The organism is Rhizorhabdus sp. GW822-FHT03C02, assembly GCF_058801765.1.
Genome location: NZ_JBXANN010000015.1, coordinates 55528 through 79487, shown reverse-complemented (window position 1 = coordinate 79487; position 23960 = coordinate 55528). Strand labels below are relative to the sequence as shown.

21 protein-coding genes are annotated in these 23960 nt (G+C 67.0%); 11 read left to right on the top strand and 10 right to left on the bottom strand.

The genetic code is table 11. The features are described 5' to 3' along the window. Positions 1-20: 20 nt before the first annotated feature. Genes AC1RM6_RS26785 through AC1RM6_RS26770 form a run of 4 tightly spaced genes read right to left on the bottom strand, consistent with a single transcriptional unit; the run spans position 21 to position 4250 of the window. Positions 21-776 carry an ABC transporter ATP-binding protein gene (locus AC1RM6_RS26785; RefSeq protein ID WP_493107023.1) on the bottom strand — a complete coding sequence of 252 codons (756 nt, stop codon included), beginning with the start codon at positions 774-776 and terminating at the stop codon, positions 21-23. Then, a complete protein-coding gene (locus AC1RM6_RS26780) occupies positions 776-1561 on the bottom strand; it encodes an MlaE family ABC transporter permease (protein ID WP_493107140.1) in 786 nt (261 codons plus the stop codon). The genes AC1RM6_RS26785 and AC1RM6_RS26780 overlap by 1 nt, the downstream gene beginning before the upstream one ends. Before the next feature lie 13 nt (positions 1562-1574). Then, positions 1575-2618, bottom strand: coding sequence for an alanine racemase (gene alr, locus AC1RM6_RS26775; protein ID WP_493107021.1), 1044 nt, complete (start codon positions 2616-2618; stop codon positions 1575-1577). A gap of 27 nt (positions 2619-2645) precedes the next feature. Beyond that, on the bottom strand, positions 2646-4250 hold the full coding sequence (locus AC1RM6_RS26770) for an MFS transporter (RefSeq protein ID WP_493107019.1): 1605 nt from the start codon (positions 4248-4250) through the stop codon (positions 2646-2648). 199 nt (positions 4251-4449) lie between these two features. Here AC1RM6_RS26770 and AC1RM6_RS26765 point away from each other — a divergent pair, with 199 nt between their 5' ends. Beyond that, complete coding sequence (locus tag AC1RM6_RS26765) at positions 4450-4920, top strand: Hsp20 family protein (RefSeq protein WP_493107017.1); 471 nt, start codon at positions 4450-4452, stop codon at positions 4918-4920. A gap of 66 nt (positions 4921-4986) precedes the next feature. On the opposite strand, the gene AC1RM6_RS26760 is transcribed toward AC1RM6_RS26765, so the two are convergent. Beyond that, entirely contained in the window at positions 4987-5184 is a 198-nt protein-coding gene (locus tag AC1RM6_RS26760) for a YdcH family protein (protein WP_493107016.1), read from the bottom strand. 215 nt (positions 5185-5399) lie between these two features. On the opposite strand from AC1RM6_RS26760, the gene AC1RM6_RS26755 reads away from it, so the two are divergent. Further along, a complete protein-coding gene (locus AC1RM6_RS26755) occupies positions 5400-5555 on the top strand; it encodes a DUF465 domain-containing protein (protein WP_493107014.1) in 156 nt (51 codons plus the stop codon). 49 nt (positions 5556-5604) lie between these two features. Here AC1RM6_RS26755 and AC1RM6_RS26750 read toward each other — a convergent pair whose 3' ends face one another. From AC1RM6_RS26750 to yajC, 3 genes are all read right to left on the bottom strand, one after another. Beyond that, positions 5605-5961: a PilZ domain-containing protein gene (locus tag AC1RM6_RS26750; RefSeq protein WP_493107013.1), complete on the bottom strand. Its 357-nt coding sequence runs from the start codon at positions 5959-5961 to the stop codon at positions 5605-5607. A gap of 205 nt (positions 5962-6166) precedes the next feature. Then, the gene (gene dksA, locus AC1RM6_RS26745; RefSeq protein ID WP_493107011.1) at positions 6167-6634 is read right to left on the bottom strand and encodes an RNA polymerase-binding protein DksA; all 468 of its coding nucleotides are present in this window, start codon (positions 6632-6634) and stop codon (positions 6167-6169) included. A gap of 242 nt (positions 6635-6876) precedes the next feature. Next, entirely contained in the window at positions 6877-7308 is a 432-nt protein-coding gene (gene yajC / locus AC1RM6_RS26740; protein WP_493107009.1) for a preprotein translocase subunit YajC, read from the bottom strand. 336 nt (positions 7309-7644) lie between these two features. Between yajC and serS the strand changes: the two genes are divergently transcribed. Together serS and surE are read left to right on the top strand one after the other, a co-directional pair. Further along, on the top strand, positions 7645-8919 hold the full coding sequence (gene serS / locus AC1RM6_RS26735) for a serine--tRNA ligase (RefSeq protein ID WP_493107007.1): 1275 nt from the start codon (positions 7645-7647) through the stop codon (positions 8917-8919). Beyond that, positions 8919-9695: a 5'/3'-nucleotidase SurE gene (surE, locus tag AC1RM6_RS26730; RefSeq protein ID WP_493107005.1), complete on the top strand. Its 777-nt coding sequence runs from the start codon at positions 8919-8921 to the stop codon at positions 9693-9695. Before serS ends, surE begins: the two co-directional genes overlap by 1 nt. Before the next feature lie 11 nt (positions 9696-9706). On the opposite strand, the gene AC1RM6_RS26725 is transcribed toward surE, so the two are convergent. Beyond that, a complete protein-coding gene (locus AC1RM6_RS26725) occupies positions 9707-11959 on the bottom strand; it encodes a hybrid sensor histidine kinase/response regulator (protein ID WP_493107003.1) in 2253 nt (750 codons plus the stop codon). A gap of 349 nt (positions 11960-12308) precedes the next feature. Here AC1RM6_RS26725 and AC1RM6_RS26720 point away from each other — a divergent pair, with 349 nt between their 5' ends. Then, entirely contained in the window at positions 12309-15362 is a 3054-nt protein-coding gene (locus AC1RM6_RS26720) for a sensor histidine kinase (protein WP_493107001.1), read from the top strand. A gap of 152 nt (positions 15363-15514) precedes the next feature. On the opposite strand, the gene AC1RM6_RS26715 is transcribed toward AC1RM6_RS26720, so the two are convergent. Then, on the bottom strand, positions 15515-16714 hold the full coding sequence (locus AC1RM6_RS26715) for a phytanoyl-CoA dioxygenase family protein (RefSeq protein WP_493106999.1): 1200 nt from the start codon (positions 16712-16714) through the stop codon (positions 15515-15517). Positions 16715-16716: 2 nt separating this feature from the next. On the opposite strand from AC1RM6_RS26715, the gene AC1RM6_RS26710 reads away from it, so the two are divergent. From AC1RM6_RS26710 to AC1RM6_RS26685, 6 genes are all read left to right on the top strand, one after another. Further along, a complete protein-coding gene (locus AC1RM6_RS26710; RefSeq protein WP_493106997.1) occupies positions 16717-17925 on the top strand; it encodes a hypothetical protein in 1209 nt (402 codons plus the stop codon). Positions 17926-17995: 70 nt separating this feature from the next. Continuing rightward, positions 17996-19030, top strand: a complete 1035-nt coding sequence (locus AC1RM6_RS26705; protein ID WP_493106995.1) for an arginine N-succinyltransferase — start codon at positions 17996-17998, stop codon at positions 19028-19030. Positions 19031-19040: 10 nt separating this feature from the next. Next, positions 19041-20324 carry an N-succinylarginine dihydrolase gene (locus AC1RM6_RS26700; protein ID WP_493106993.1) on the top strand — a complete coding sequence of 428 codons (1284 nt, stop codon included), beginning with the start codon at positions 19041-19043 and terminating at the stop codon, positions 20322-20324. A gap of 23 nt (positions 20325-20347) precedes the next feature. After that, positions 20348-21352, top strand: coding sequence for an arginine N-succinyltransferase (locus AC1RM6_RS26695; RefSeq protein WP_493106991.1), 1005 nt, complete (start codon positions 20348-20350; stop codon positions 21350-21352). Continuing rightward, positions 21349-22752, top strand: coding sequence for a succinylglutamate-semialdehyde dehydrogenase (gene astD / locus AC1RM6_RS26690; protein ID WP_493106989.1), 1404 nt, complete (start codon positions 21349-21351; stop codon positions 22750-22752). The genes AC1RM6_RS26695 and astD overlap by 4 nt, the downstream gene beginning before the upstream one ends. Further along, positions 22749-23954 carry a hydrolase gene (locus tag AC1RM6_RS26685; RefSeq protein ID WP_493106987.1) on the top strand — a complete coding sequence of 402 codons (1206 nt, stop codon included), beginning with the start codon at positions 22749-22751 and terminating at the stop codon, positions 23952-23954. Before astD ends, AC1RM6_RS26685 begins: the two co-directional genes overlap by 4 nt. Positions 23955-23960: the final 6 nt, after the last annotated feature.

Sequence of the window (23960 nt, the reverse complement as noted above, 5' to 3'; positions counted from 1 at the left end):
CGAGAACATCGAACACAAGATCAGCGGATCGGCCCCTCGGCCCGTCCCTGAACGAACTGATCGACATAAGGGTTTCCCGAATCGTAGAGCCGATCGCGCGGACCGCGCCAGACGATCTTGCCCTGGTAGAGCATCGCCACGCGGTGGGCGATCTTGCGCGCCGAGGCCATGTCGTGGGTGATGGTGAGCGCGGTCACCCCGAGATCCTCAACCAGCTCGACGATCAGATCGTTGATCACGTCGGCGCGGATCGGATCGAGCCCGGTGGTGGGCTCGTCGAAGAAGATGATCTCGGGCCGCGGCGCGATCGCGCGCGCCAGCGCGACACGCTTCTGCATGCCGCCCGACAGCTCGTTGGGATGAAGATCGAGGATCGTCGTCGACAGCCCGACCCGCTCGAGATTCTCGGCGGCGATCTTGCGCATCCGCGTGGCGTCCTTGGCGCGGCCCTGGGTCAGCGCGAAGGTGACGTTGCGCCAGATCGGCAGGCTGTCGAACAGCGCCGATCCCTGGAAGAGCATGCCGAACTTGGCACGGGTGCGCTCGAGCTCGCGCCCGGACATATGGGTGACGTCCTCGCCATCGATCGTCACCTGCCCGCGATCGGGCCTGACCAGGCCGAGGATGCATTTCAGGGTCACCGACTTGCCGCTGCCCGACTGGCCGATGATCGCCATCGACTCGCCGCGCTCGATCTCGAGATTGACGCCGTCGAGAACCTTGTTGGGGCCGAACGTCTTGGCGACGTCCTTGAGGACGATCTTGTGCTCGGCCATCAGCCGAACGCCACGAGGGTGATGATCATGTTCGACAGCAGGATCATGATGAAGGCCGACACCACCGCATCGGTGGTCGCCCTGCCCACCCCGGCCGCACCGCCCTGGGTGTGGAAACCATGATAGCAGCCCATCAGCGCGATGAAGAAACCGAAGAAGGCCGATTTCACCAGCGCCATCTGCAGGTCGGTGGCGGTCAGGAACTGGCGGGTGGTGGTCAGATAGCCGGTCGGGCTGAAATCGAGCTTGTAGACCGACACGAAATAGCCGCCGAAGATGCCGATCGCGTTGGCGGCGAGCACCATCAGCGGGGTCGCGATCAGGGCCGCCAGCAGGCGCGGGGCGATCAGATAGCGATAGGGATCGGTCCTGAGCGTGGTCATCGCGTCGAGCTGTTCGGTCACCCGCATCGTGCCGATCTCGGCCGCCATCGCCGACGAGACCCGGCCGGCGACCATCAGGCCGACCAGCACCGGCCCGAGTTCGCGGACGATGCCGAGCACGACGATCGCCGGCACCGTCGAGGTGGCGTTGAAGCGCGAGCCCGCGGTGAAGGTCTGCTGCGCGAGCGCGGCGCCCGAGAAGATCGCGGTCATGCCGACGACCGGCAGCGAGAACCAGCCGATCTGCATCAGCTGCTCGAGGAACCGCCCCGGATAATAAGGCGGGCGCACCGCGCGCGACACCGTGGTCCAGGTGAAGATGCCGACCCGTCCGACCGCCGCCAGCGCCGAGAGCAGCAGGCCGCCAATAGGCGCGAAAATACCGATAATCAGCTTAGAAATCTGAGCCACCATGTCATGTCCAGAGCCGCTGATAGCGGGTGCCGAGCCCGGTCAGCAACTCATATTGCGACAGACCGGTGACGGCCGCGGCACGATCGAGCCGGTAATCGACCTCGATCCAGTCGCCCTCGGCGACATCGCCATCGCCGAGATCGATCGCGATCAGGTCCATCGACACCCGCCCGGCAAGCGGAAAGCGCGCATCCGCCAGGCGGGCGCTGCCCTGCCCGGCAAAGGCGCGCAGATAGCCGTCGGCATAGCCGAGGTTGAGGATGGCGATGCGCCGCGGCGTGGTCGCTGTGAAGGTCGCGCCATAGCCGACGGTGTCGCCGGCCGGCACGTCGCGGACCTGCAGCACCTGCGCCTCGACCCGGACCACCTGGCGGATATGATCCTGCGCCTCGATCCGGGGAATGCCGCCATAGAGCGCCAGGCCCGGCCGGGTCAGGTCGAACCCATAATCGGGCCCGAGACACACCCCTGCCGAATTGGCGAGGCTGTAGCGATCGGCCTTCACCTGGTCCGCGACCGCGACGAAACCGGCCCGCTGCACCGCATTCATCGGGCTGTCGGGCTCGTCGGCGCAGGCGAGATGGCTCATCAGCACGTCGATCCGCAACCCGTCGAGCAGCCCCGACGATGCCTCCTCGACGGTCAGGCCGAGCCGGTTCATGCCCGTATCGACCATCACGTCGCACGGCCGGCCAGGCGCCGCCCATTTCCAGCGCGCGACCATCGCCGCGCTGTTCAGCGTCGGCCGTGCCGACGATGCGATCGCGACCGGCAGATCCTCTTCGCGCACCCCGTGCAGCACCGATAGACGGACGCCGTCGGGCAAGGCGCCCAGTGCTGCCGCTTCGCCCCAGGTCGCGACGAAGAAATCGCGGCAGCCGGCGGCGGCGAGCCGGTCGATCACCGCCCTGGCGCCCAGCCCATAACCGTCGGCCTTGATCGCGGCGCCCGCCGGAGCCCCCGCCGTTCTGCCGAGCCAGCGCCAGTTGGCGACCAGCGCTTCGCCATCGAGAATCAGTCGCAGGGGGGCATCTTCAGGGGTCACCCGAGCCCGATAGCCGCCCGCTCCTCGCTAATCCAGTTCCTTGCCGCTGGTCTCGGGCAGGCCGAAGACGGTGACCACCAGCGCCAGCGCGGTCACGCCGACCGTGTACCAGAGCCCCGCGAAAGGATCACCGGTCCGCGCGACGATATATTGGCTGATGAAGGGCAGGAAGCCGCCGAAATAGCCGGTGCCGATATGATAGGGCACCGACATCGACGTATAGCGCACCCGCGCCGGGAACAGCTCGACCAGCAGCGCCGCGACCGGGCCATAGGTCATCCCCGACAGGAAGCCGACGCCGACCAGGCACAGGATGATCTTCAGGAAGGCCGCGGTTCCGGGCACGATCTTGGCGAGATCGTAACCGGCCGCCTCGAGCGCCGCCTCGATCGCATCGGCATCGGTGCCGGCGACCGGCTTGCCGCCGATCGTCACCGCGGTGGCGCCGCCGGCCGGCCCCTCGACCTTGGTGTAGGCGACGCCCTTTTTCGACAGGACGTCGAGGACCTTGCCGCACTCGGTCGCCTGCCCCTTGGTCGCGAACGGATCGTAGCGGCAGTCGCTGCCGGTCACGACGACCGGCGCGCGCTCCATCGCCGCGGCGAGGCCGGGATTGGCGGCGGCGGCCATCCAGTGGAACAGCGGGAACAGCAGTATCAGGGTCAGCGCATAACCGATCACAATCGGCTTCTTGCGCCCGACCCGGTCGGACAGCCACCCGAACAGCACGAACCACAGGACGTTGACGATCGCACCGGCCCCGACGATCAGCCGCGCCGGCGTGTCCTCGATCCGCAGCGTGTTCTGGAGGAAATACAGCGCCTGGAACTGCGCGGTGTACCAGATCACGGTCAGCCCGGCGGCGATCCCGAACAGCGCGACGAGCATCAATTTTATCCGGCTCCAGCTTGCGAAGCTCTCGCGCAACGGGTTTTTCGCGGTCTCGCCCGCGGCCTTCATCGCCTGGAAGACCGGGCTCTCCTTGAGCTTGAGCCGGACCCACAGCGAGATCGCGAGCAAAGCGAGCGAGAACAGGAACGGGATCCGCCAGCCCCATGCGGCAAAGGCATCCTTGTCGACGAACAGGTTCGACACCAGCACGACCGCCAGGCTGAGCAGGAAGCCGCCGATCACCCCGGCCTGGATGAAGCTGGTATAGAAGCCGCGGCGCCTGGCCGGGGCATGTTCGGCGACATAGATCGCCGCCCCGCCATATTCGCCGCCCAGCGCCAGCCCCTGGAGCACGCGCAGGAACACCAGCAGGATCGGCGCCCACACCCCGACCATCGCATAGGTCGGCAGCATGCCGACCCCGGCGGTCGCGACGCCCATCAGCGCGATCGTCACCAGGAAGGTATATTTGCGCCCGAGCCGGTCGCCGAGCACGCCGAACAGCACCGCACCGAGCGGCCGCATACCGAAGCCGACACCGAAGCTGGCGAGGAAGATCAGAAAGCTGACCGCGGGGTTGTCCGAGGGGAAGAAATGCCCCGCGACGATGTTGGCGAGGGTGCCGTAGACGAAGAAATCATACCATTCGAATACGGTGCCGAGCGTCGAGGCCACGATCACCAGCCGATCGCGCTTCACGTCGATCGACCGCTCCCCCGCCCCGGCTTCCGTCCCCGCCATATCCGCTCCCCAGCTGCTATCGGTTCGACCTATGGCAGGCTCGCCGCCCGGGCAAGCGTGGAGCGTCGCGCAGCCCTTGAAGCCGGCCCGGGCTTTCCTATCTCAACCGCGTCGACCGTGCCCGGATGGGGCGGCCGGCACCGCCCGGCGGATGGTCCGCGGGCAACATGGTCCATCGCTTCGAGAAGGAAGACCTTATATGCGTAGCCTTGATTTCGCCCCCCTGCTCCGGTCGTCGATCGGTTTCGAGAATCTCAACCGGCTCGTCGATTTCGCGACGCGCGGCGAGGGCGACAGCTATCCCCCCTATAATATCGAGAAGACCGGCGACGGCGCCTATCGCATCCAGATGGCGCTCGCAGGCTTCACCCGCGACGAGATCGACGTCACCGTGCAGGACAATGTCCTGATCATCGTCGGCCGGACCGCCGAGGCCGCCGAGGGCGACCAGCCGCAATATCTACACCGCGGCATCGCCAAGCGCGCGTTCGAGCGCCGTTTCCAGCTCGCCGACACCATCAAGGTGACCAAGGCCGGCTATGACAACGGCCTGCTCAATGTCGAGCTGGTTCGCGAGATTCCCGAGCACAAGAAGCCGCGCCGGATCGAAATCGACGGTTTCGACGCGCAGCCGGTGATCGACGCCGCCCCGGAGAAGGTCGCCGCCTGAACGCTTGCCTGATCTGAAAGTCCAAGGAAGCCGGGCCCGCAGGGGTCCGGCTTTTTTCTTGTCGGTTCAGGCTATGATGTCGGGGATCAGCATGTCCTCGAGATGGGCGATCTCGTCCTTGAGGCGGAGCTTGCGCTTCTTGATGCGGGCGATCTGGAGCTGGTCGATCGCGGTGGCCGAGAGCAGCGCCTCGATCGCCGAGTCGAGATCGCGATGCTCCTGCCGGAGGATCTCGATTCGCCGCGCCACCACATCATTGTCCAAAGCGTCGCTCCTCGCCCGATCGAGGGCGAAGCATATCGGCAAAGCCCGGCATGGCTCAAGAGCGCGGGTTCATCCCACCCGTGCTTTTACGGATTTGCATCCGAAACGGTTAGTCGTGTCTTCTGTCAGACCTGAGCCATGCATCTGGGCGAGACATGGCGCCTGAATCATGATCTACTCGTGGGTCTGTCGGTGATGAAAAGGAGACAACGTCTATGTTGAACACTCATTCGTCCGCCCTTCTTGCCAAGCACGCCGGTATCGAGGCTCGCATAGCTGCGGAAACCCGCCGTCCCTCGCCCGATGGCGCACTGATCAGCCAACTCAAGAAACAGAAGCTGAAGATCAAGGAAGCCCTCGCGCGCCTTTAAGCGCCGCGCGACTCGGGTCGCTCCAACATTATGCCAATTGGATTGGGGGTCAGCGGACCCTCAATCCCGGGCGGCGGACATGGCCGTCCCCAATCGGCAGCCGCACGGCATGGCTCGTCGACAGCGGCGGACCCGACGACAGCGACTGAGCCTTGGCCAACGGCTTGCGGGCCAGCAGCGGATCGACCGTCCTGTCGAAGACGATCCCCATTCTCTTGCCGCGGATCCACGCGATCTGGCCCATGACCGGGCCGATGCCGCGCAGTTCGACCTCGACGCAGCAGCCGAGATCATAGTCGACCTGGGTCTCGGCCATCAGGCCGGTCGCCGACAGGTTGCGGACGCGTATCTGCTGATGCTGGCGCACGACATCGCCACAGGCACGGATCGTGCCCAGCAGCAGCATCGAATCGCGCGGCCGGCGGCGATCCACCCCACCCCGATTTACGCTTCGCCTCGTCATAGCCATCCCCGTCGACCGGAGGGCACAAGGCCCTCGCACAACTGGGGCAGTTGAACAGCAAAGCTTGGACAATCGGTTAAGATTGGACCGAACGCCGAAGCCGCATCGCGCGAAGGCAATAAAAAAGCGGCCCGCGAGCCGCCATTCCCTATTCTTCGCGCGAGATCTTCTCGTTGCGCTCGTGGCGTTCCTGCGCCTCGACGGTCATCGTCGCGATCGGACGGGCTTCGAGCCGGCCGAGCGAGATCGGTTCACCGGTCACCTCGCAATAGCCATATTCGCCCTCTTCGATCCGGCGCAGCGCGGCGTCGATCTTCGAGATCAGCTTGCGCTGGCGGTCGCGGGTGCGCAGTTCGATCGACCAGTCGGTTTCCGAAGACGCCCGATCGGTCAGATCGGGTTCGCGCAGCGAATCGACCTGGAGCTGCTGGAGGGTTCCTGCCGACTCGCGCAGGATCGATTCCTTCCACGCCAGCAGCTTGGCCCTGAAATAGGCCTGCTGGCGATCGTTCATGAAATCTTCGTCGGAAGACGGCCGATAACCGTCGTCAGCGGAATAGGCATTCAACGCCGCCTGTTCCTGGTTGTTCAGCACGCCACTCAGCGAGGTCGCCATCCCACTCTCCGCCCAATCGGCCCGGGAATTTGCCTTCACTCTGGCCAAACCCAGACGTCGCCCAAGCGCGGCCTATAGAGAGCGGCTATCGGCTGCACAAGCGCTGAACGGACACTCGATAAGCGCCAAGCCGATAAAAAATCGTGGATAAAATGCGAAAAGACCGGCCCCGCTTGTCGGGACCGGTCCATTTCGGATCAAGTCGTTGCATGTCCTCTCGGCATGCCGCCCGATCGGCCGCCTCAGCCGCCGCTGCCCTTGGCCGCGGCTTCGAGCTGAGCGAGGGTCATGCCGATGATCGGCCCGTTGGGCCCCTTGGCGAAGGCGCTCTTGGGCAGCTTCACCTTGGTGTTGGGTGTGGCGACGACGACGAACTCGCCCTCGACCGAGTCGACCTTGCCGACGGCGCCGCCGCTCTGATCGGTGATCGCAGTCCCCGGGGTCAGCGCGGCAACGAGCTGATCCTGCTGGCCCGCGGCTGCACCCTTGGCGGCGTTTTCGAGCTCGACCTTGGTCATCGAGATCAGCAGGCCCTTGTCGCTCTGCGCGAAGGCCGAGACCGGCAGGCTCGCCTTCACCACGCCGGTGTTGACCACCGCCTGGTCGCCCGCGACCGATTCGACGGTGCCGACGGCACCGCCCTTGGCGTCGAGAACCGATGCGCCTGCCGTCACATTGGCCTTGGCCGGCGCGGCAGCGGGTGCGGCCGGTGCCGTCTCCTGAGCGAGGACAGGGGCCGCAGCCGCTGTCGCCAGGAAAGCCGTCGCAAGAAAAGCAGCTCGCAAAGTCATACGGAACACTCCTTTTACAGATAAACAGATGCTACCGATATTCTGGTGCCATCGACGCCCGATCGATGGTTCGGGTTCCATTCGTTACGCTCAGTGTCGGTCAATCGAGCCGATAAAGGGGCGAAACGATCCGCACGGCGCTGTTGTCGCCGACGACGATCACGATCGGACGCCGGTAAAAATATTGCGCGGAGAAGGGCCGCGCGGCATAGGCGCGGCATGCATGACATACGCCTGATCCGCGATAACCCCGCTTCGTTCGATGCTGGCCTGACCCGCCGCGGCGCCGCCCCTCTTTCGGCGGAGCTGCTCGCGCTCGACGAACGCCGCCGCGCGATCGCCACCGAGTTGCAGGCCGCCCAGACCCGCCGCAACGAGGCGTCGAAGGCGATCGGCCAGGCCAAGGCGCAGAAGGACGAGGCGACCGCATCGGCGCTGATGGCCGAGGTCGCCGCGCTGAAGGAACGGATGCCCGCGCTCGAGAACGAAGGCGGCGATGTCGAGGCCCGGCTGAACGCCGCGCTGGCGGCGATCCCCAACCTGCCCGCCGACGACACCCCCGATGGTGCCGACGAGGACGACAATGTCGAGCAGCATCTCTGGGGCACGATCCGCCAGTTCAATTTCGAGGCGCGCGAGCATCCCGACTTTGCCGGCCCGCTGGGTCTCGATTTCGAGAGCGCGGCGGCGATCTCGGGTGCGCGCTTCGCGGTGCTCAAGGGCGGCATGGCGCGGCTGTTGCGCGCGCTCGGCCAGTTCATGCTCGATCGCCAGACCGATCGCGGTTTCACCGAATGCGCGCCGCCGCTGCTGGTGCGCGACGAGGCGCTGTTCGGCACCGGCCAGCTCCCCAAATTCGCCGAGGATCTGTTCCAGACCACCGACGGCCGATGGCTGATCCCGACCGCCGAGGTCAGCCTGACCAACATGGTACGCGAGAAGATCCTCGCCGAGGCCGATCTGCCGATCCGGCTGACCGCGCTCACCCCCTGCTTCCGCTCCGAGGCCGGCGCCGCCGGTCGCGACACTCGCGGGCTGATCCGCCAGCACCAGTTCGACAAGGTCGAACTGGTGGCGATCACCACCCCCGACCAGTCCGACGCGATGCACGAGGAGATGACCCGGGCCGCCGAGGCGATCCTCGAGGCGCTCGAACTGCCGTATCGCCGCGTGCTGCTGTGCACCGGCGACATGGGCTTCAGCGCGCGCAAGACCTTCGATCTCGAAGTCTGGCTGCCGGGGCAGCAGCGTTATCGCGAGATCAGCAGCATCTCCAACTGCGGCGACTTCCAGGCGCGCCGGATGGAGGCGCGCTACCGCCCGGCCGGCGAGGCCAAGGGGACGCGCTTCGTCCATACTCTCAACGGATCGGGGCTCGCGGTCGGCCGCACGCTCGTCGCGGTGCTGGAGAATTACCAGCAGGCCGACGGATCGGTGCGCATCCCCGAGGTCCTGGTCCCCTATATGGGCGGTATAACCGAGCTTCGCGGTTGATGCGCATCCTGCTGAGCAACGACGACGGCGTCGAGGCGCCCGGGCTGGCGGTGCTCGAGGCGATCGCACGCCAGCTCTCGGACGACGTCACCATCGTCGCCCCGGCCGAGGAACAGTCGGGCAAGGGACGCTCGCTGAGCCTGACCAGTTCGATCCGGCTGCGCGAGCTCGGCCCGAAACGCTTCGCGGTGACGGGAACCCCGACCGACGCGGTGATGATGGCGCTCGGCCTGATCATGAAGGACAATCCTCCGGACCTGATCCTGTCGGGGGTCAATCGCGGTGCCAATCTGGGCGAGGATGTCAGCTATTCGGGTACCGTCTCGGCGGCGATGGAAGGCGCCCTCGCCGGCATCCGCGCGATCGCGCTGAGCCAGGTCTATCCCAAGGAGGATGCCGGCATCGGCGTCGGCAACAATGTCAGCTTCGCGACCGCCGAAGCCTGGGGCGTTCGCGCGGTGCAGCCGCTGCTTGATGCCGCGTGGGCGCCGCGGACGCTGGTCAACATCAACTTCCCGGCCGTCGCGCCCGATGCCGTCCAGGGGATCAGGGTGGTGCCGCAGGGTTTGCGCGATTATGGCCGAACCGTCATCGATCGCCGCGTCGATCCGCGCGGCTTCGATTATTATTGGCTCAATCTCGGCCCGGTGGCGCACACCGCGCAGGAGGATACCGACCTCGAGGTGATCCGCGAGGGCATGATCACCGTCACCCCACTCCATTGCGACCTGACCCATCGCGCGTCGATGGCGGCGATCGAGCGCCTCTATAGCTGAACGGCGATCGGTCAGGCGGTTCCGGGCGCCAATGCGCCGGTCGCCTGATCGATGCTCGCGGCGAGATCGCGCTGGCGGAACGGCTTGGCGAGCATCGCGACCCCGGCGGCCAGATCGAGGTCGGCCGAGGCATAGCCGGTCACCAGCACGATCGGCATCATCGGCGCTCGCGCCCGCACCTCGCTGGTGAGCATCGCACCGTTCATCCCCGGCATCAGATAATCGCTCACCAATATGTCGAAACGCTCGCGATCGAGCAGGTCGAGCGCCTGGGCGCCCGACGAGGCCTGGCTGACCCGATAGCCCATCTCCACCAGCAATTCGGTGGTGCCCATCCGCACCATATCCTCGTCGTCGACCACCAGCACATGGCCGCGTCCGCCGACCGGCGGACGCCCGATCGCGACAGGGCGCTGTTCGACCACCTTCGCGGTGCTGCGCGGCAGCCACAGGCCGGCCCTGGTGCCCGCCCCCGGCGCGCTTTCGAGTGCGAAGGCACCGCCGGACTGCGCGGCAAGGCCATGGACCATCGACAGGCCGAGCCCGGTTCCCCTGCCCTGCGCCTTGGTGGTGAAGAAGGGCTCGATCGCCCGCCGCAGGGTCGCGGCGTCCATCCCCTGCCCGGTATCGGCGACCGACACATGGACATAGACGCCGGGCTCGACGCCATGATCATTGTCGGCCGCGAGCTGCTCCTCGGCGACGCCGAGGGTCAGGGTGCCGCCTTCGGGCATCGCATCGCGGGCATTGATCGCGAGGTTGAGGATCGCCAGTTCGAGCTGGTTGGGATCGACATGCGCCGGCGCGATGCCGGGACCAGCATCGATCCGCACCGCGATCGCCGAGCCGAGCGAACGCTGGACGAGGTCGGACATGCCGTGGACCAGCGCGGGGACGTCGACCGCCCGCGGCTGGAGCGCCTGACGCCGGGCGAAGGACAGCAGCCGCGCGACCAGCGTCTTGGCGCGTTCGGTGCTGGCCATCGCCGCGTCGATCAGCCGCTTGCTGCGCGGCTCGGCGCCGTGGCGGACCTGCAACAGATCGAGCGAGCCCATGATCGGCGCCAGCAGATTGTTGAAGTCGTGCGCGACGCCGCCGGTCAGCTGGCCGAGCGTTTCGAGCTTCTGCGCCTCGTGAAGCTGGGCCAGCGCGGCCTCGCGCTCGCCGATCGCGGTGCGCACCCGTTCCTCGAGCGAGGCGTTGAGCCGTTCGACCTCCTCGTCGCGATGGCGCAGCGCCTCGTCGGCATAAGCGAGCGCCAGCGCGATCGCGTCGATTTCGAGCGTGCCGGTCGGCGGCAGGTCGAACGGCTCGCGCCGACCGAGCGCCGCCGCCCCCAGCGCGAGCTTTTCGACCCCCAGCGTCGCCTGCCGGGTCCAGCGCAGCGCCACCGCGCCACCGATCACCAACAGGGCGAAGACGACCACCAGCCCGCCGAAAAACGCGACCCACAGCCCGCCATCGAGCTGGCGCCGCGGCGCCGCCACGACGAAGGTCCATCCGCTCACCGGCGACCGGCTGAACGCCGCATAGGTCTTGACCCCGTCGAGCGAGGTCAGCGGTTCGACCCCCTCACGCTCGCGGTGGATCGCCGCGATCATCGCGGGAGTCGCCTTGTGGCCGACGAACTTGTCGGCATCGCGGTTGCGCCAGACCATCGTCGAGGTCGTGTCGAGGATCGCACCATACCAGCCCGGCGGAAAGCGTTGCCGGCTGAACACCGGTTGCATCGCATGCGGCCGCATGATCACCGATATATAATAAGCGGCACCGCCACCGCGCATGATCGGCACGTCGACGCACAATATGTTGGGCTCGATCAGGCCGTGGGTGAGATCGCAGATCCGGGTACGGCCCTGGTCGAGCACCGGCCAGATCCATTTCGGATCGGGCCCCTTGGGCAGCCTGGTGCCGGCGGGCAGCCGGGTGTTGACCAGTTGATGGCCGAAGCGATCGCCGACCACCACCCAGGCATCGGCGCTGTAGAAGGCCGATCGCGCCTCGCGGTCGACGGCAGTCCAATCCTCATGCGCGACGCTCGGCGACTGGGACAGCGCGCGCAGCAGCGCCTCATGGCGGGCGAATTCGCCATCGACGACCCGCGCCATCGCCCGCGCCGTATCCATCGTCTGCAATCGGGCCTGCTCATGGGCGAAGCTGTAGGCGCTGTAGAGCAACACGCCGAGGCTGATCAGCGCGATCGCCAGCAGCATCGCCAGCAACCGCAGAAACCCCGTACGGATCGACTGCGACCCCGCGGGCAACCTTCGGTCGCGAAAGATGGATGGCCTGTTCAAATGTCGCGTACGCCCCACACCGGATTCGACGTTATCCCAACCAAAGCGCTGATACGAGAGGCATTTGACGAGAATGGGCAGCCCGACGCGGACGGTCCTCCTTGGCGTCGACGCCTCCGGATCGGCGCGCCGATTCCGCACATCGGCTGCCGGGACGCGGGCGCAGCCTGCCTGGGAAGGTCGAACCGACAGTCGCGGCTATCCGGCCGGAACCCCGCTCTTTGATGATGCGGATCAATCCGGTCCAAGATAAGGTCGGAAACGGGGGTGAAGATATGCGCAATCCGCAGCGAATAGCGAACCGGAGCGTCATGGCATGAGGGCCGCTGGTCTCGCCCTGCTCCTGACGATCACGCTGTTTTTCGCGGCCAGGGCCGACGCGCTCAACCCCGAACGGGCGCTGAGCGCTTACAAACATTCGCGCTGGACGGCGATGGAGGGCGCACCGGCGATCATTTACACGCTCTCCCAGGATCGCGCCGGCTATCTGATCATCGGCACCGCGACGGGCCTGTATCGGTTCGACGGGCTGACCTTCGAACATATCCCGTCCCGCGATCCCGAAATCAGCCGGGGCGGCCGTATCACCCAGATGCTCAATGCCCGGGACGGCACGATCTGGCTGACCTACACGACCGGTCACATCGCCACCTATCGCGATGGCGTGCTTCGCCTCGACCGCTCGGTACCGCCGACGACGGTCGAACCGCAGAGCATCGTGCAGACCCGAGATGGAACGATCTGGGTGAGCTTGCCGGGAGGAGGCCCAGCCCTCCTGCGACGCCAGGCCGGAAAATGGGAAAAGATCATTCCCGATCTCAATGTCAGCGACACCACGCACATCGTCGACATGTTCGTTTCAAAGACCGGATCGCTCTGGCTGCTGACCTATCGCTCGATCTACGTCCAGCGCGGACGGCAGCAGCACTTCGATCGGGTATCCGATGTCTTCGGACGCACCAAATTGAGCGAAGACCGGAACGGCCGCATCTGGGCCTCCGACGACCGCGGCACGAGACCGCTGCTGCCGACCGATTCCGGCGAACATCATTTTCCCACCCCGCCCTTTCACCGCTGGACCGCCATCACCAAATTCGATCGCGACGGCAATCTCTGGATCGCCAATGGCCAGGGCCTGTTTCGAGTCCGATCCCCGACCCCAGGCAGTTTGAAATCGTCGGCGGAAAGGCTGGACCATGTCGAAGGCATGACGTCCAAGGACGGCCTGACCGCGGATACGGCGACGCCGCTGTTCGAGGATCGCGAGGGTAATATCTGGGTCGGCACCACCCGCGGCCTCGACCAGTTTCGCGACGTCAGCGTCGTCGAGGAACCTGCGTTGACCGCGGGTTCGGGCAGGAGCATCGGCCTGCTGGCCGCGTCCGACGGGTCGGTCTATGTCGGCGCGGCGGACTCGCTCTACCGTATCGCGCCCGGCGGGCGCCCGCACATCGTCGCCAAGCCGCTCACCGAGCCCAGGCTGATCTGCGAGGCGCCGGGCGGCGAGATCTGGGCGATGGGCAATGATGCCTTCGTTCGGGTCCGCGGGCGTGTGGCCAAACGCATGGCGGTCCCGTTACCCTTCACGAAGCTCGGCCCTTACGACCTGGGGGGCTGCACGACCGATCGCCGCGGCGTGCTTTGGGTTTCCCGCTATTGGGCCGGCAATCCGGATAGCGGCCTATTCACGCTGAGCGCGGGGCGATGGCGGCACCGGCCGTTCGCATCGGGCGACTGGCCGAAGGCGCTCGAGAGGACATCCGACGGACGCCTCGTCGCGTGGCGGATGTCGGGCGACGTCGGGATACTCGACGCGAATGGCAGGATGGTGCGTCGTCTGGCGCGGTTGCCGCTGTCCAACGATCATATGCTGCAAGTCATGGGCGGGAAGATCATCCTTGGCGGCGAAGCCGGCCTGGTGAAAATCCAGGACGGCAAGGTCCGGACGATCGATCCCGGCCGTTTTCCCTGGCTGGCCGATCCCACCGGCCTCGTCGAAACACCGGCTGGCCAAAGCTGGATATTGGGACGCGCCGGCATCGTCGGATTCAGGACGAGTGCGCTGGACCGTGCGTTTGTCGACCGCCGCGCCCCTCTCGCCGCCACCGTCCTGGACTTCCAGGACGGCCTCCCCGAAGTCCGCAATCTGGTGAGCCAGCATGGCGCGGTGCGGGGCGGCGATGGGCGCATCTGGTTCGCCACGGTCGGCGGCGTGGTCTGGATCGACCCCGCCAAACTCGTTCGTAATGCGTTGCCGCCGCTCGTGCATATCCGGAACCTGACGGCGGGTTCGCTGCAATATCGCGACCCGCCAGCCTCGATCGATCTCACCCGCGGCACGACCAATATCGCGATCCGCTATGCGGGACTGAGCCTCACCCTCCCGCAGCGCGTGCGCTTCCGATACCAACTCGAGGGTGTCGACGACAAATGGGTCGATCCCGGCACCCGGCGCGAAGCCTTTTACACGAACCTGGGTCCCGGCACCTACCGCTTCAAGGTGATGGCGGCGAACAATGACGGCCTATGGAACCGGCAGGCGGCGACGGTTCAATTCACGATCCCGCCGACCTTCGTCCAGTCGATCTGGTTCAAGCTGCTCGGTGGCCTGCTGCTCGCCCTGTTCGTCTGGGCGATCGTCCGCATAAGGACGCGCGCGGTGCGTGCGCGACTGCAGGCCCGCTTCGATGCGCGCATCGCCGAACGCGAGGAGATCGCGCGCGAACTCCATGATACGCTCCTCCAGAGTATCCAGGGGCTCATCCTCGGGGTCCAGTTGACCGTCGAGCGCTTGCCCTCGGATGATGGACTGCGCCAATCGGTCGAGCAGGTGCTCGACCGTGCCGACACGGTCCTCGGCGAAGGACGGGACAGGGTTCAGGCGCTCCGCAGCGATATTGCCCCCGAAGACCTGCCCGATGCCCTGGCCCGAGCCGGGGCCGAGCTCGTTCCCGGCCCCGAGCCGGCCTTTCAATTTCTGCTCGAGGGCGTTCCCCGCGCGGTGCGACCGGCCGTCAGCCGCGAGCTTCTCCGCATTGCCGAGGAGGCACTCCGCAACGCGGCGCATCATGCCTCGGCAAGCAAGATCCTGATCCGGCTGGGATATCGCCGCCAGGCGCTTTGCCTCGTCGTCAGCGACGATGGGTCGGGTATCCCCGGCGCGATCCTGGGCGCCGGTCGGCGCGACGGCCATTTCGGCCTTCTGGGCATGCGCGAACGGGCGGCACAGATCGCCGGGCAGCTCGAGATCATCTCGGCCGACGATCGCGGGACCGAGGTGCGGCTGTCGATACCGGGCCGCGTCGCCTATCAGGGCTATCGGACGAGGCTGCGCGATCGGTTCCGAGCAGGTTCAGCCCGTACCGGGTGATCGAGGTCCGGATCCGCGAAGCGCCGCTGTGCACGGCGATCCCCATGGTCGCTAGAGCATTTTCAAGTCAGGTGGCATCACCTGACGGCTCGGAAAATGCGGAAAACAAAGGCTATTAGAGCATGTCCTGATCAATCTGATCAGGACATGCTCTAATATATGCTGCTCATGATGAAGCCGTCGCCATGCGGCGTCATCGGCCGGGGACTCGCTTCGGCGTAGAGGGGTATGTTGAACCGGGGGCAATAATGGGTCACCACGCTCTTGCGGGTTCGGTCCGGCGATACCGGCATGCCGCCATGGACGAGGTCGGCGTGCCAGATGAGCACATCGCCGCGGCGCGCGAGAAACTGGCCCCGTGCGATGTTCCTGGCAGCGACCTGTCTTTCGATCTGACCGATATGCTCGTTCATGAGCCGATCCAGATGGTCCTGCGGAACGCCCGATCGCTGCGCCTCCGAGACGCTTTTGAAGCCGGCATAGCTGAACTCCGGAAAGCGGTGGCTGCCGGGATAATAGAAGAGTTCGCCGGCGCCGGGCGTCACGTCTTCGAGTGCGATCCAGGATGCCGCGAAATCCCTCGGCAATGAATAAGCGACATAAGCCGAATCCTGGTGCGCCTGTTGCCCCGATCCACGCAGGAATGTCAGGGTCTGGGAGGCGAGCGGCCTGCATTCGAACAACAGGCTCAGATAGCGCACGAGCGTCGAACTCAGGATGAGATCGCGGATTGCGCCGGAATGGACATGAAGGTCGAGCGCCTTCGCCGCGTTCGAGCGGATTTCGGGCCGCCACGCCAACGGGTGCGGCGACACCGCATGGCATTCGAACAGCACGGACGAAAGGAGGCCACCATAAGCCTGGCCCAGAGCGGATTCGGCCGCGTCGAGCAATTTGTTCGGAACGGCCCTGGGAAGAACCATATAGCCGTTGGCGATGAAGAACCGCAGCCGCTCCGCCTCCTCGCTCGTGATCATGCCGATCTCATAGCGGCCGGCGACGCGATCAACCGCGTCCGGGGCGTCGATCCACAGACCGCCATGGATCGAGCGCGGACGATGGGCATCGGGGGCGCGCGACGCCGCCGGAGCCGGCAGATAACCGCGCGCCAGACCGCGAGTGCGATAATGGTCATAGGCCGAAGCCGTCGCCGCCCGCGCCAATTCAGCCCGCACCAGCGGATAGCGGCTGCGATAGAAATCCTCGTCGAAGGGCGACGGCAGGCGCCCCTGGGCCCGCCCGAGCCGCTCGTAATGGACTCGTCCCGACGGGATTGTCCGATTTCGGACGGCTTCGGCGACATCGGGATATTTGCCGAGATACCATTGCTCGTCAAACACCATGTCACTCATGATTGGCCAGCCCCGATGGCGCGATTCGATGTAAGGATGAACTCATCGGCAACCGACTCGTTGAAAAGATGGCGCAAGATTACATGATGTTGACCGACCCGTCTTTCGTTCGACGAACGATAGAGGAAAAATTCCGGCCGGAGACGCCCCGGCTATTGGAATCGTTGCTGACGGAGGCGGGGTTCGACCCCGACAATTATCGGCAGGCGTCTCCGGACCTTGCGGCGCTGCGGACAGACAACCAGGCCATCGTTCATTTCCTGACCCATGGCGTGTCCGAACGCAGGGGGTTCCCGATCGACCTCAACGTCCGGGCTATCCGCGAGCTCAGCCGGATAAGGCTGCGGCGACCGGGATATCTCGCGGAAATGCGTTCGGCGCTCTGTCACGCCTATGCGAACGGGTTGCCCGGCGACGATCCCGCGACATTTGCGGAAGGGGCCAGGCGACTCGCCGAACTCCGCGGGGCGGGATGCCGGCCCTATATTCTCATCGGCGACAGCCATTCGCACGTCTTCAGGCGCTCACCGGTCGGCCCGGGCACCTGGCTGACCCCGCTTCATCTGCTCTACAGCGCCGGCTCTGCGCGCAGTCTGGTCAATCCCGCATCCCGATCCGGCTATGGTCGCCGGATCGCGGCGCATGTGCAGGGATTTTCCGAAGCAGGCGATCCCTTGCCGATCCTGATCCAGTTCGGCCAGGTCGACATCGAATTCGTCAGCACCTTCCACCGCGTTCGCGATGGGCTGCGCCAACTCGACATGGGCTATTATCATCGCTTCTGCGACGAGGTCGTCGAGGCCTATATGGCCTTTCTGCTGGCGACCTTCGACCGCAGGGACAATATCGCCATCATCTCGATCTTCCCGCCGGCCCTGTCCGACGAACGATGGCGCGAAGGATATATCAACGGCCATGTCATGGGCCTGGAAGGCGATCGGGATGCCGGGGAGATGCGAAGCGCCATCGCCCAACTCGAAATTCCGACGCTCCGCCAGCGCACGGATATCCATGCCCATTTCAACGGCCGGCTTGAAAGCGCATGCCGGCGGTCCGGCTTGCGTTATGTGAACGCCTTTAACGGGCTGCTGAAAGATGGCCTGCTGGATCGGCGCTACGTGCCGACGACACGGGGTGCCGATCATCACCTGGAATATGCCGCAACCGAGGACTTCGCCTCCAAGCTGCTGTTCGATCAGACCCGGCGATAGACCCGGGCGCCGCAGTCATCGGCCCCCTCGACTTCCGGTTGCCGCCGTGGAAAGCTGGGGGATGGCCGCCATGCAAGATCCAGAACCCGGCCCCGATCCGGGCGCCATCCTGATTCGGCCGCTGGTGCCGGCCGATGCGCCGGCGGTGCTCGATCTCGCCCGGGCGGCCGGGACCGGCCTCACCAACCTGCCCCCCGATGGCGATGCGCTGCAGGCGCGGATCGCGCGCAGCGTCGCGTGTATCGACGGGCGCAGCGATGCCGGCGCGATCATGCTCGGAATCGAATGCCACGGCACCATCCGCGGTTGCGGCATGATCTTCCCCCGGGTCGGGGTCGAGTGGCCCTTTTACAGCTATCGGATCAGCCATACGACCCAGCGGTCGAGCCTCGACCGGCGCAGCGTCCGTTTTCCGGTGCTGACCCTCACCAACGATCTCGAGGATTGCGCCGAGGTCGGCGGGCTGATCGTCGATCCCGGCCTGCGCAAAGGCGGGTTCGGCCGGGCGATGGCGCGCAGCCGCTATCTGTTCATGGCGCAGCATCGCGCGCGCTTCGGCGAGCGGGTGATCGCCGATCTGCGCGGCTATCTCGATGGAAAGCGATCGCCGTTCTGGGACGCGGTCGGCGGGCGCTTCTACGACATGGAATTCGACGAGGCCGACCGGATCAACGGCACCACCGGCAACCAGTTCATCGCCGATCTCGGCCCGCGTCACCCGATCTACGTCAACATGCTGTCGGCCGAGGCGCAGGCGGCGATCGGCCGCGTGCATGACGATGGTCGCCCGGCGCAGGCGCTGTTGGTCGAGGAAGGCTTTCGCGAGGAAGGCTATGTCGACATCTTCGACGCCGGACCGACGATGGTCGCGCCGATCGACCGGCTGCGGGCGGTCGCAGGAGCCCGCCATGGCGGAGTCGCGGCGATCAGCGAAACGCCGCTGCCCGACGCGTGCGACAGCCTGGTCGCGACCGGCCGCGACGGCGCCTTCCGCTGCACCCGCGCCGCGATCTCCGTCACCGCCGACGGTGTCGTCATCGACCGCGCCAGCGCCGAGCGGCTGTCGGTCGGGCTGGGCGACATGCTGATCCACACCGGCTTTTGAGACCGAGACCATGACCACGCGCGAGATCAATTTCGACGGCCTGATCGGGCCGATGCACAATTATGCGGGGCTCTCGCTCGGCAATATCGCCAGCGCCAGCAATGCCGGCGCGATCTCGCAGCCGCGCGCGGCAGCATTGCAGGGGCTCGCCAAGATGCGCCGGCTGATCGACCGCGGCCTGCTCCAGGGCTTCCTGCCGCCGCCACGGCGCCCCTATGTCGCGGCATTGCGCGCGCTCGGCTTCGACGGTGGCAGTGACGCCGCGGTGCTCGCCCGGGCCGCCGCCGAGGATCCTTTGCTGTTCAACACGATCTGTTCGGCCTCGGCGATGTGGGCAGCGAATGCCGCAACGGTGATCGCCGGCGCCGACAGCGCCGACGGCCGCGTCCATCTGCTCACCGCCAATCTCGCGACGATGCTCCACCGCAGCTTCGAGGCGCCCGCGACCGAGGCGCTGCTGCGCACCCTCTTCGGCGACGATCGCCATTTCGCGGTACACCCCGCTTTGCCCGCGACCGCGCATTTCAGCGACGAGGGCGCCGCCAACCATATGCGGCTGACCGCCGCGCATGGCGAAGGCGGGGTCAACGTCTTCGTCCATGGCGCGGCTCGCGGCAGCCGCTTCCCCGAGCGCCAGGCCAAGCGCGCGGGCGAGGCGGTCGCGCGGATCGCAGGCGCCCACACCGCGATCCACACGCTCCAGTCGCAGGCGGCGATCGAGGCCGGTGCCTTCCACAACGACGTCGTCGCGGTGGCCAACGAGAATGTCCTGCTCGCCCATGCCCGGGCGTTCGAGGATCGTGACGGACTGTTCGCGGCGCTGGATGCCCAGATCCCGGGCTTCGTGGCGGTCGAGGTCGACGGGATCAGCCTCGAACAGGCGGTGTCCTCCTATCTGTTCAACTCGCAGCTGCTCAGCCTGCCGGAGGGCGGCATGGCGCTGGTGCTCCCCGCCGAGACCAGGGCCCAACCGCAGGTCTGGGCGGCGGTCGAGGCGATCCTCGCCGCGAACAATCCGATCAACGAAGCGATCATCGTCGATGTCCGCGAGAGCATGCGCAATGGCGGCGGCCCCGCCTGCCTGCGGTTGCGGGTGCCGGTCGACGAAGGCCAGCACGCCGCGATCGATCCGCGCTTCCTGCTCGACGAGCGGCGATGGGACGCGCTCGTCGGGCTGGTGGAGGCGCATTGGCCTCAGCAAATCGACGCGCGCGATCTCGCCGATCCGGCGCTCTGGGCCGAGGCGCACGCCGCGCATGACGCGCTCGATCACTTGCTGGGTTTGAACAACTGAGCGGGATGGCGCAGAAGGCTGATATGTTGTTCGTCCGTCCGGCCGTTGTCGCCGATCTCGCCTCGCTGATGGAACTCGCCGTGCTGTCGGGGCGCGGCTTCACCAGCCTGCCCGAAGACGAGGCGACCCTGCTCGATCGCCTCACCTTGTCCGAGGCCAGCTTCGGCGGCCGGATCGCGCCGCGCGAAGCCTGGTACACGCTGATGCTCGAGGACAGCGAGACCGGGCGGATCGAGGGGCTCGCCGGGGTGCGCGCCGCGGTCGGGGTCAACCGGCCGCATTTCTCGTTCCGGATCATGACCCTCGCCCAATTCTCGTCGGCGATCGCGACCCGCTTCGACCATCAGGCGCTGGTGCTGGTCAACGAATGTTCGGGCTGGACCGAGGTCGGATCGCTCTATCTGCGGCCCGAGCGGCGCAGCGGCGGCGCGGGCAGCCTGCTGGCGCGGTCGCGCTACATGCTGATCGGCGCCGAGCCGGCGCAATTCTCCGAGACGGTGATGGCCGAGCTGCGCGGCTATTTCGCGCCCGACGGCACCTGCCCCTTCTGGGAAGGGGTCGCGAGCAAATTCTTCCGGCTGCCGTTCGACCAGGCCGACCATATGGTGATGTCGACCGACGGCCAGTTCATCCTCGATCTCGCGCCGCGCCACCCGATCTATGTCGAACTGATCGATGCCGCCGCGAGCGACGCGATCGGCCGGGTCCATGTCGAGGGCGAGGCCGCGCGGGCGATGCTCGAACATGAGGGCTTTCGCGGTTCGGGACTGATCGACATCTTCGACGGCGGCCCGACCTATTCGGCGCCGCGCGACACCATCACCACCATATTGCGGGCAAGCCCGCTGCCGGTCGCGATCGGGTCGGTCGCGGGCATGACCGAGCATCTGGTGTCGACCGGGTCGATCGGCGGGTTCCGCGCGACCCGCGCGGCGGTCGACAGCAGTACCGGCGCTGCCGTCATCGACGCCGATACCGGCGCGCTGCTGCAGGTGAAGCCAGGCGACATGATCAGGGTGAGACTATGATGCAATCGACCGATCCCGCCACCGGCCAGGTGATCTGGGAGGGCGAGGCCGCCTCCCCCGCCGCGGTCGCCGCCACGGTCGAACGCGCTCGCGGCGCGCTGCCCGGCTGGGCTGAAACCCCGATCGACGAGCGGATCGCGACGCTGCGCCGCTATGCCGCGATCCTCAAGGAGCGCACCGACGACATCGCCCGCGACATATCGCGCGAGACCGGCAAGCTGCTGTGGGAGACCCGCGCCGAGCTCGGCTCGATGATCGGCAAGGTCGAGATCTCGATCGCCGCGCAGGCCGAACGCACCGGCACCCGCGAGGCGGCGATGGCGTTCGGGCGGGCGGTGCTGCGCCACAAGCCGCATGGGGTGATGGCGGTGCTCGGCCCCTATAATTTTCCGGGCCACCTGCCCAACGGCCATATCGTGCCGGCGCTGCTCGCGGGCAATGTCGTGGTCTTCAAGCCGTCCGAGGAAGCCCCGCTCACCGCCCAGCATATGGCGCAGGCGCTGCGCGACGCCGGGGTGCCCGAGGCGGTGTTCGCGGTCGTCCAGGGCGGCCGCGATACCGGCGCCGCGCTGATCGATGCCGATATCGACGGGCTGCTGTTCACCGGTTCGGCGGCGACCGGGGCCCATTTCCGCCGGGCGATGATCGACCGGCCGCATGTCATCCTCGCGCTCGAACTCGGCGGCAACAATCCGCTGATCGCCTGGGGCGATGCCGAGGCATCGGCCGCGGCGATCGTCCAGTCGGCCTTCATCACCACCGGCCAGCGCTGCTCGTGCGCGCGCCGGCTGATCGTCCCCGAAGGCGTCGAGGGCAATGCGATCGTCGAGGCGGTCCACACCCTCGCCTCGCGGCTGCGGATCGGCGCATGGGACGATCCCGAAGAGGCCTATATGGGGCCGCTGATCTCGGCGCGCGCCGCCGCCCAGGCGATCGACGCGACCCAGGCGCTGGTGACGAAGGGCGCCCGGCCGCTCCATCCGTTCGAACGGCTCGACCGCAGCGAGGCGTTCGTCACCCCGGGCATCTACGACGTCACCGGGGTCGACGTGCCCGATGCCGAGATTTTCGCGCCGATCCTGCAGGTGATCCGCGTCGCCGATTTCGACGCGGCGATCGACGCCGCCAACCGCACCAGCTTCGGCCTGTCGGCCGGATTGCTCAGCGACGATCCCGACCTCTGGCGCCGCTTCGTCGCACGGTCGCGCGCCGGGGTGGTCAACTGGAACCGGCCGACCACCGGCGCCGCGGGCAATATGCCGTTCGGCGGGCTCGGCGCGTCGGGCAATCACCGGCCGAGCGCTTATTATGCCGCCGACTATTGCGCCTATCCGGTCGCCAGCTTCGAGGCCGACGGGCTGATCGACCAGACCGCCGATCTCGCCGCCCGGTTGCTGTGATCGATTCCCACCGCGCCGCATTGGAGGCCGCCGCCGCGGCCCCCATGCTCGCGCAGACCCGCGCCTGGGCGCTGGTCAACAGCGGATCGCGCAACCTGGCCGGTCTCGCGACGATGGCGGGGCTGCTCGCCGACGCCTTCGCGATCCTCCCGGGCACGGTGCGGCTGCGCGAAGCGATACCGGGCGAGGAGATCGACCGCGACGGCCATGCCGTGGTGCTCGGCTTCGGTCGTAACCTCCATGTCCGGGTGCGCCCCGACGCGCCGGTCCAGTTGCTGCTGACCGGCCATATGGACACGGTCTATCCGGCCGATCATCCGTTCCAGGCGCTGACCGAACTGGACGGCGGCGCGGTGATCAACGGCCCCGGGGTCGCCGACATGAAAGGCGGGCTCGCGCTGATGCTCGCCGCGCTCGCCGCGATCGAGGCCTCCCCGCTCGGCGCGCGGATCGGCTATGAGGTGGTGGTCAATTCGGACGAGGAGATCGGCTCGCCCGGTTCGGCGGCGTTGATCGCCGAAGCCGCACGCGGGAAATTGGCGGCGCTGACCTACGAACCATCGGCGCTGCCCGACGGAACGCTCGCCGGCGCCCGCCCCGGCAGCGGCAATTTTTCGATCGTCGTCACCGGCCGCGCGGCGCATGCCGGCCGCAACCCGCAGGACGGGCGCAACGCGATCGTCGCCGCGGGCGACCTCGCGCTGCGGCTGTCGCGCGCGGTGCGGCCCGGCCTGTCGATCAACCCGGCGCGGATCGATGGCGGCGGTCCGAACAATGTCGTGCCCGCGCAGGCGATCCTGCGGGTCAATCTGCGCCCCGCCGTCCCGACCGACCAGATCGCAGCCGAGGCTTTGCTGCGCGAACTGGTCGCGGCGGTCGCCGCCGAACATGATGTCGGCATCCATATCCATGGCGGTTTCGGCCGCCCGCCCAAGCCGATCGACGGCCCCGCCGAGGCGCTCTACCGGCTGGTCCAGTCGAGCGCGGCGGCGCTCGGCCAGACGATCGGCTGGCAGCCGACCGGCGGGGTGTGCGACGGCAACAATATCGCTGCCTGCGGGGTGCCCGTGGTCGACACGATGGGTGCGCGCGGTGGCGCGATCCATTCGACCGACGAATATCTGATCACCGGCAGCCTGCCCGAGCGCGCGCGCCTGTCGGCGCTGGTCATGCTGCGGCTGGCCGAACGAGGATTGGGCTAACCGTCG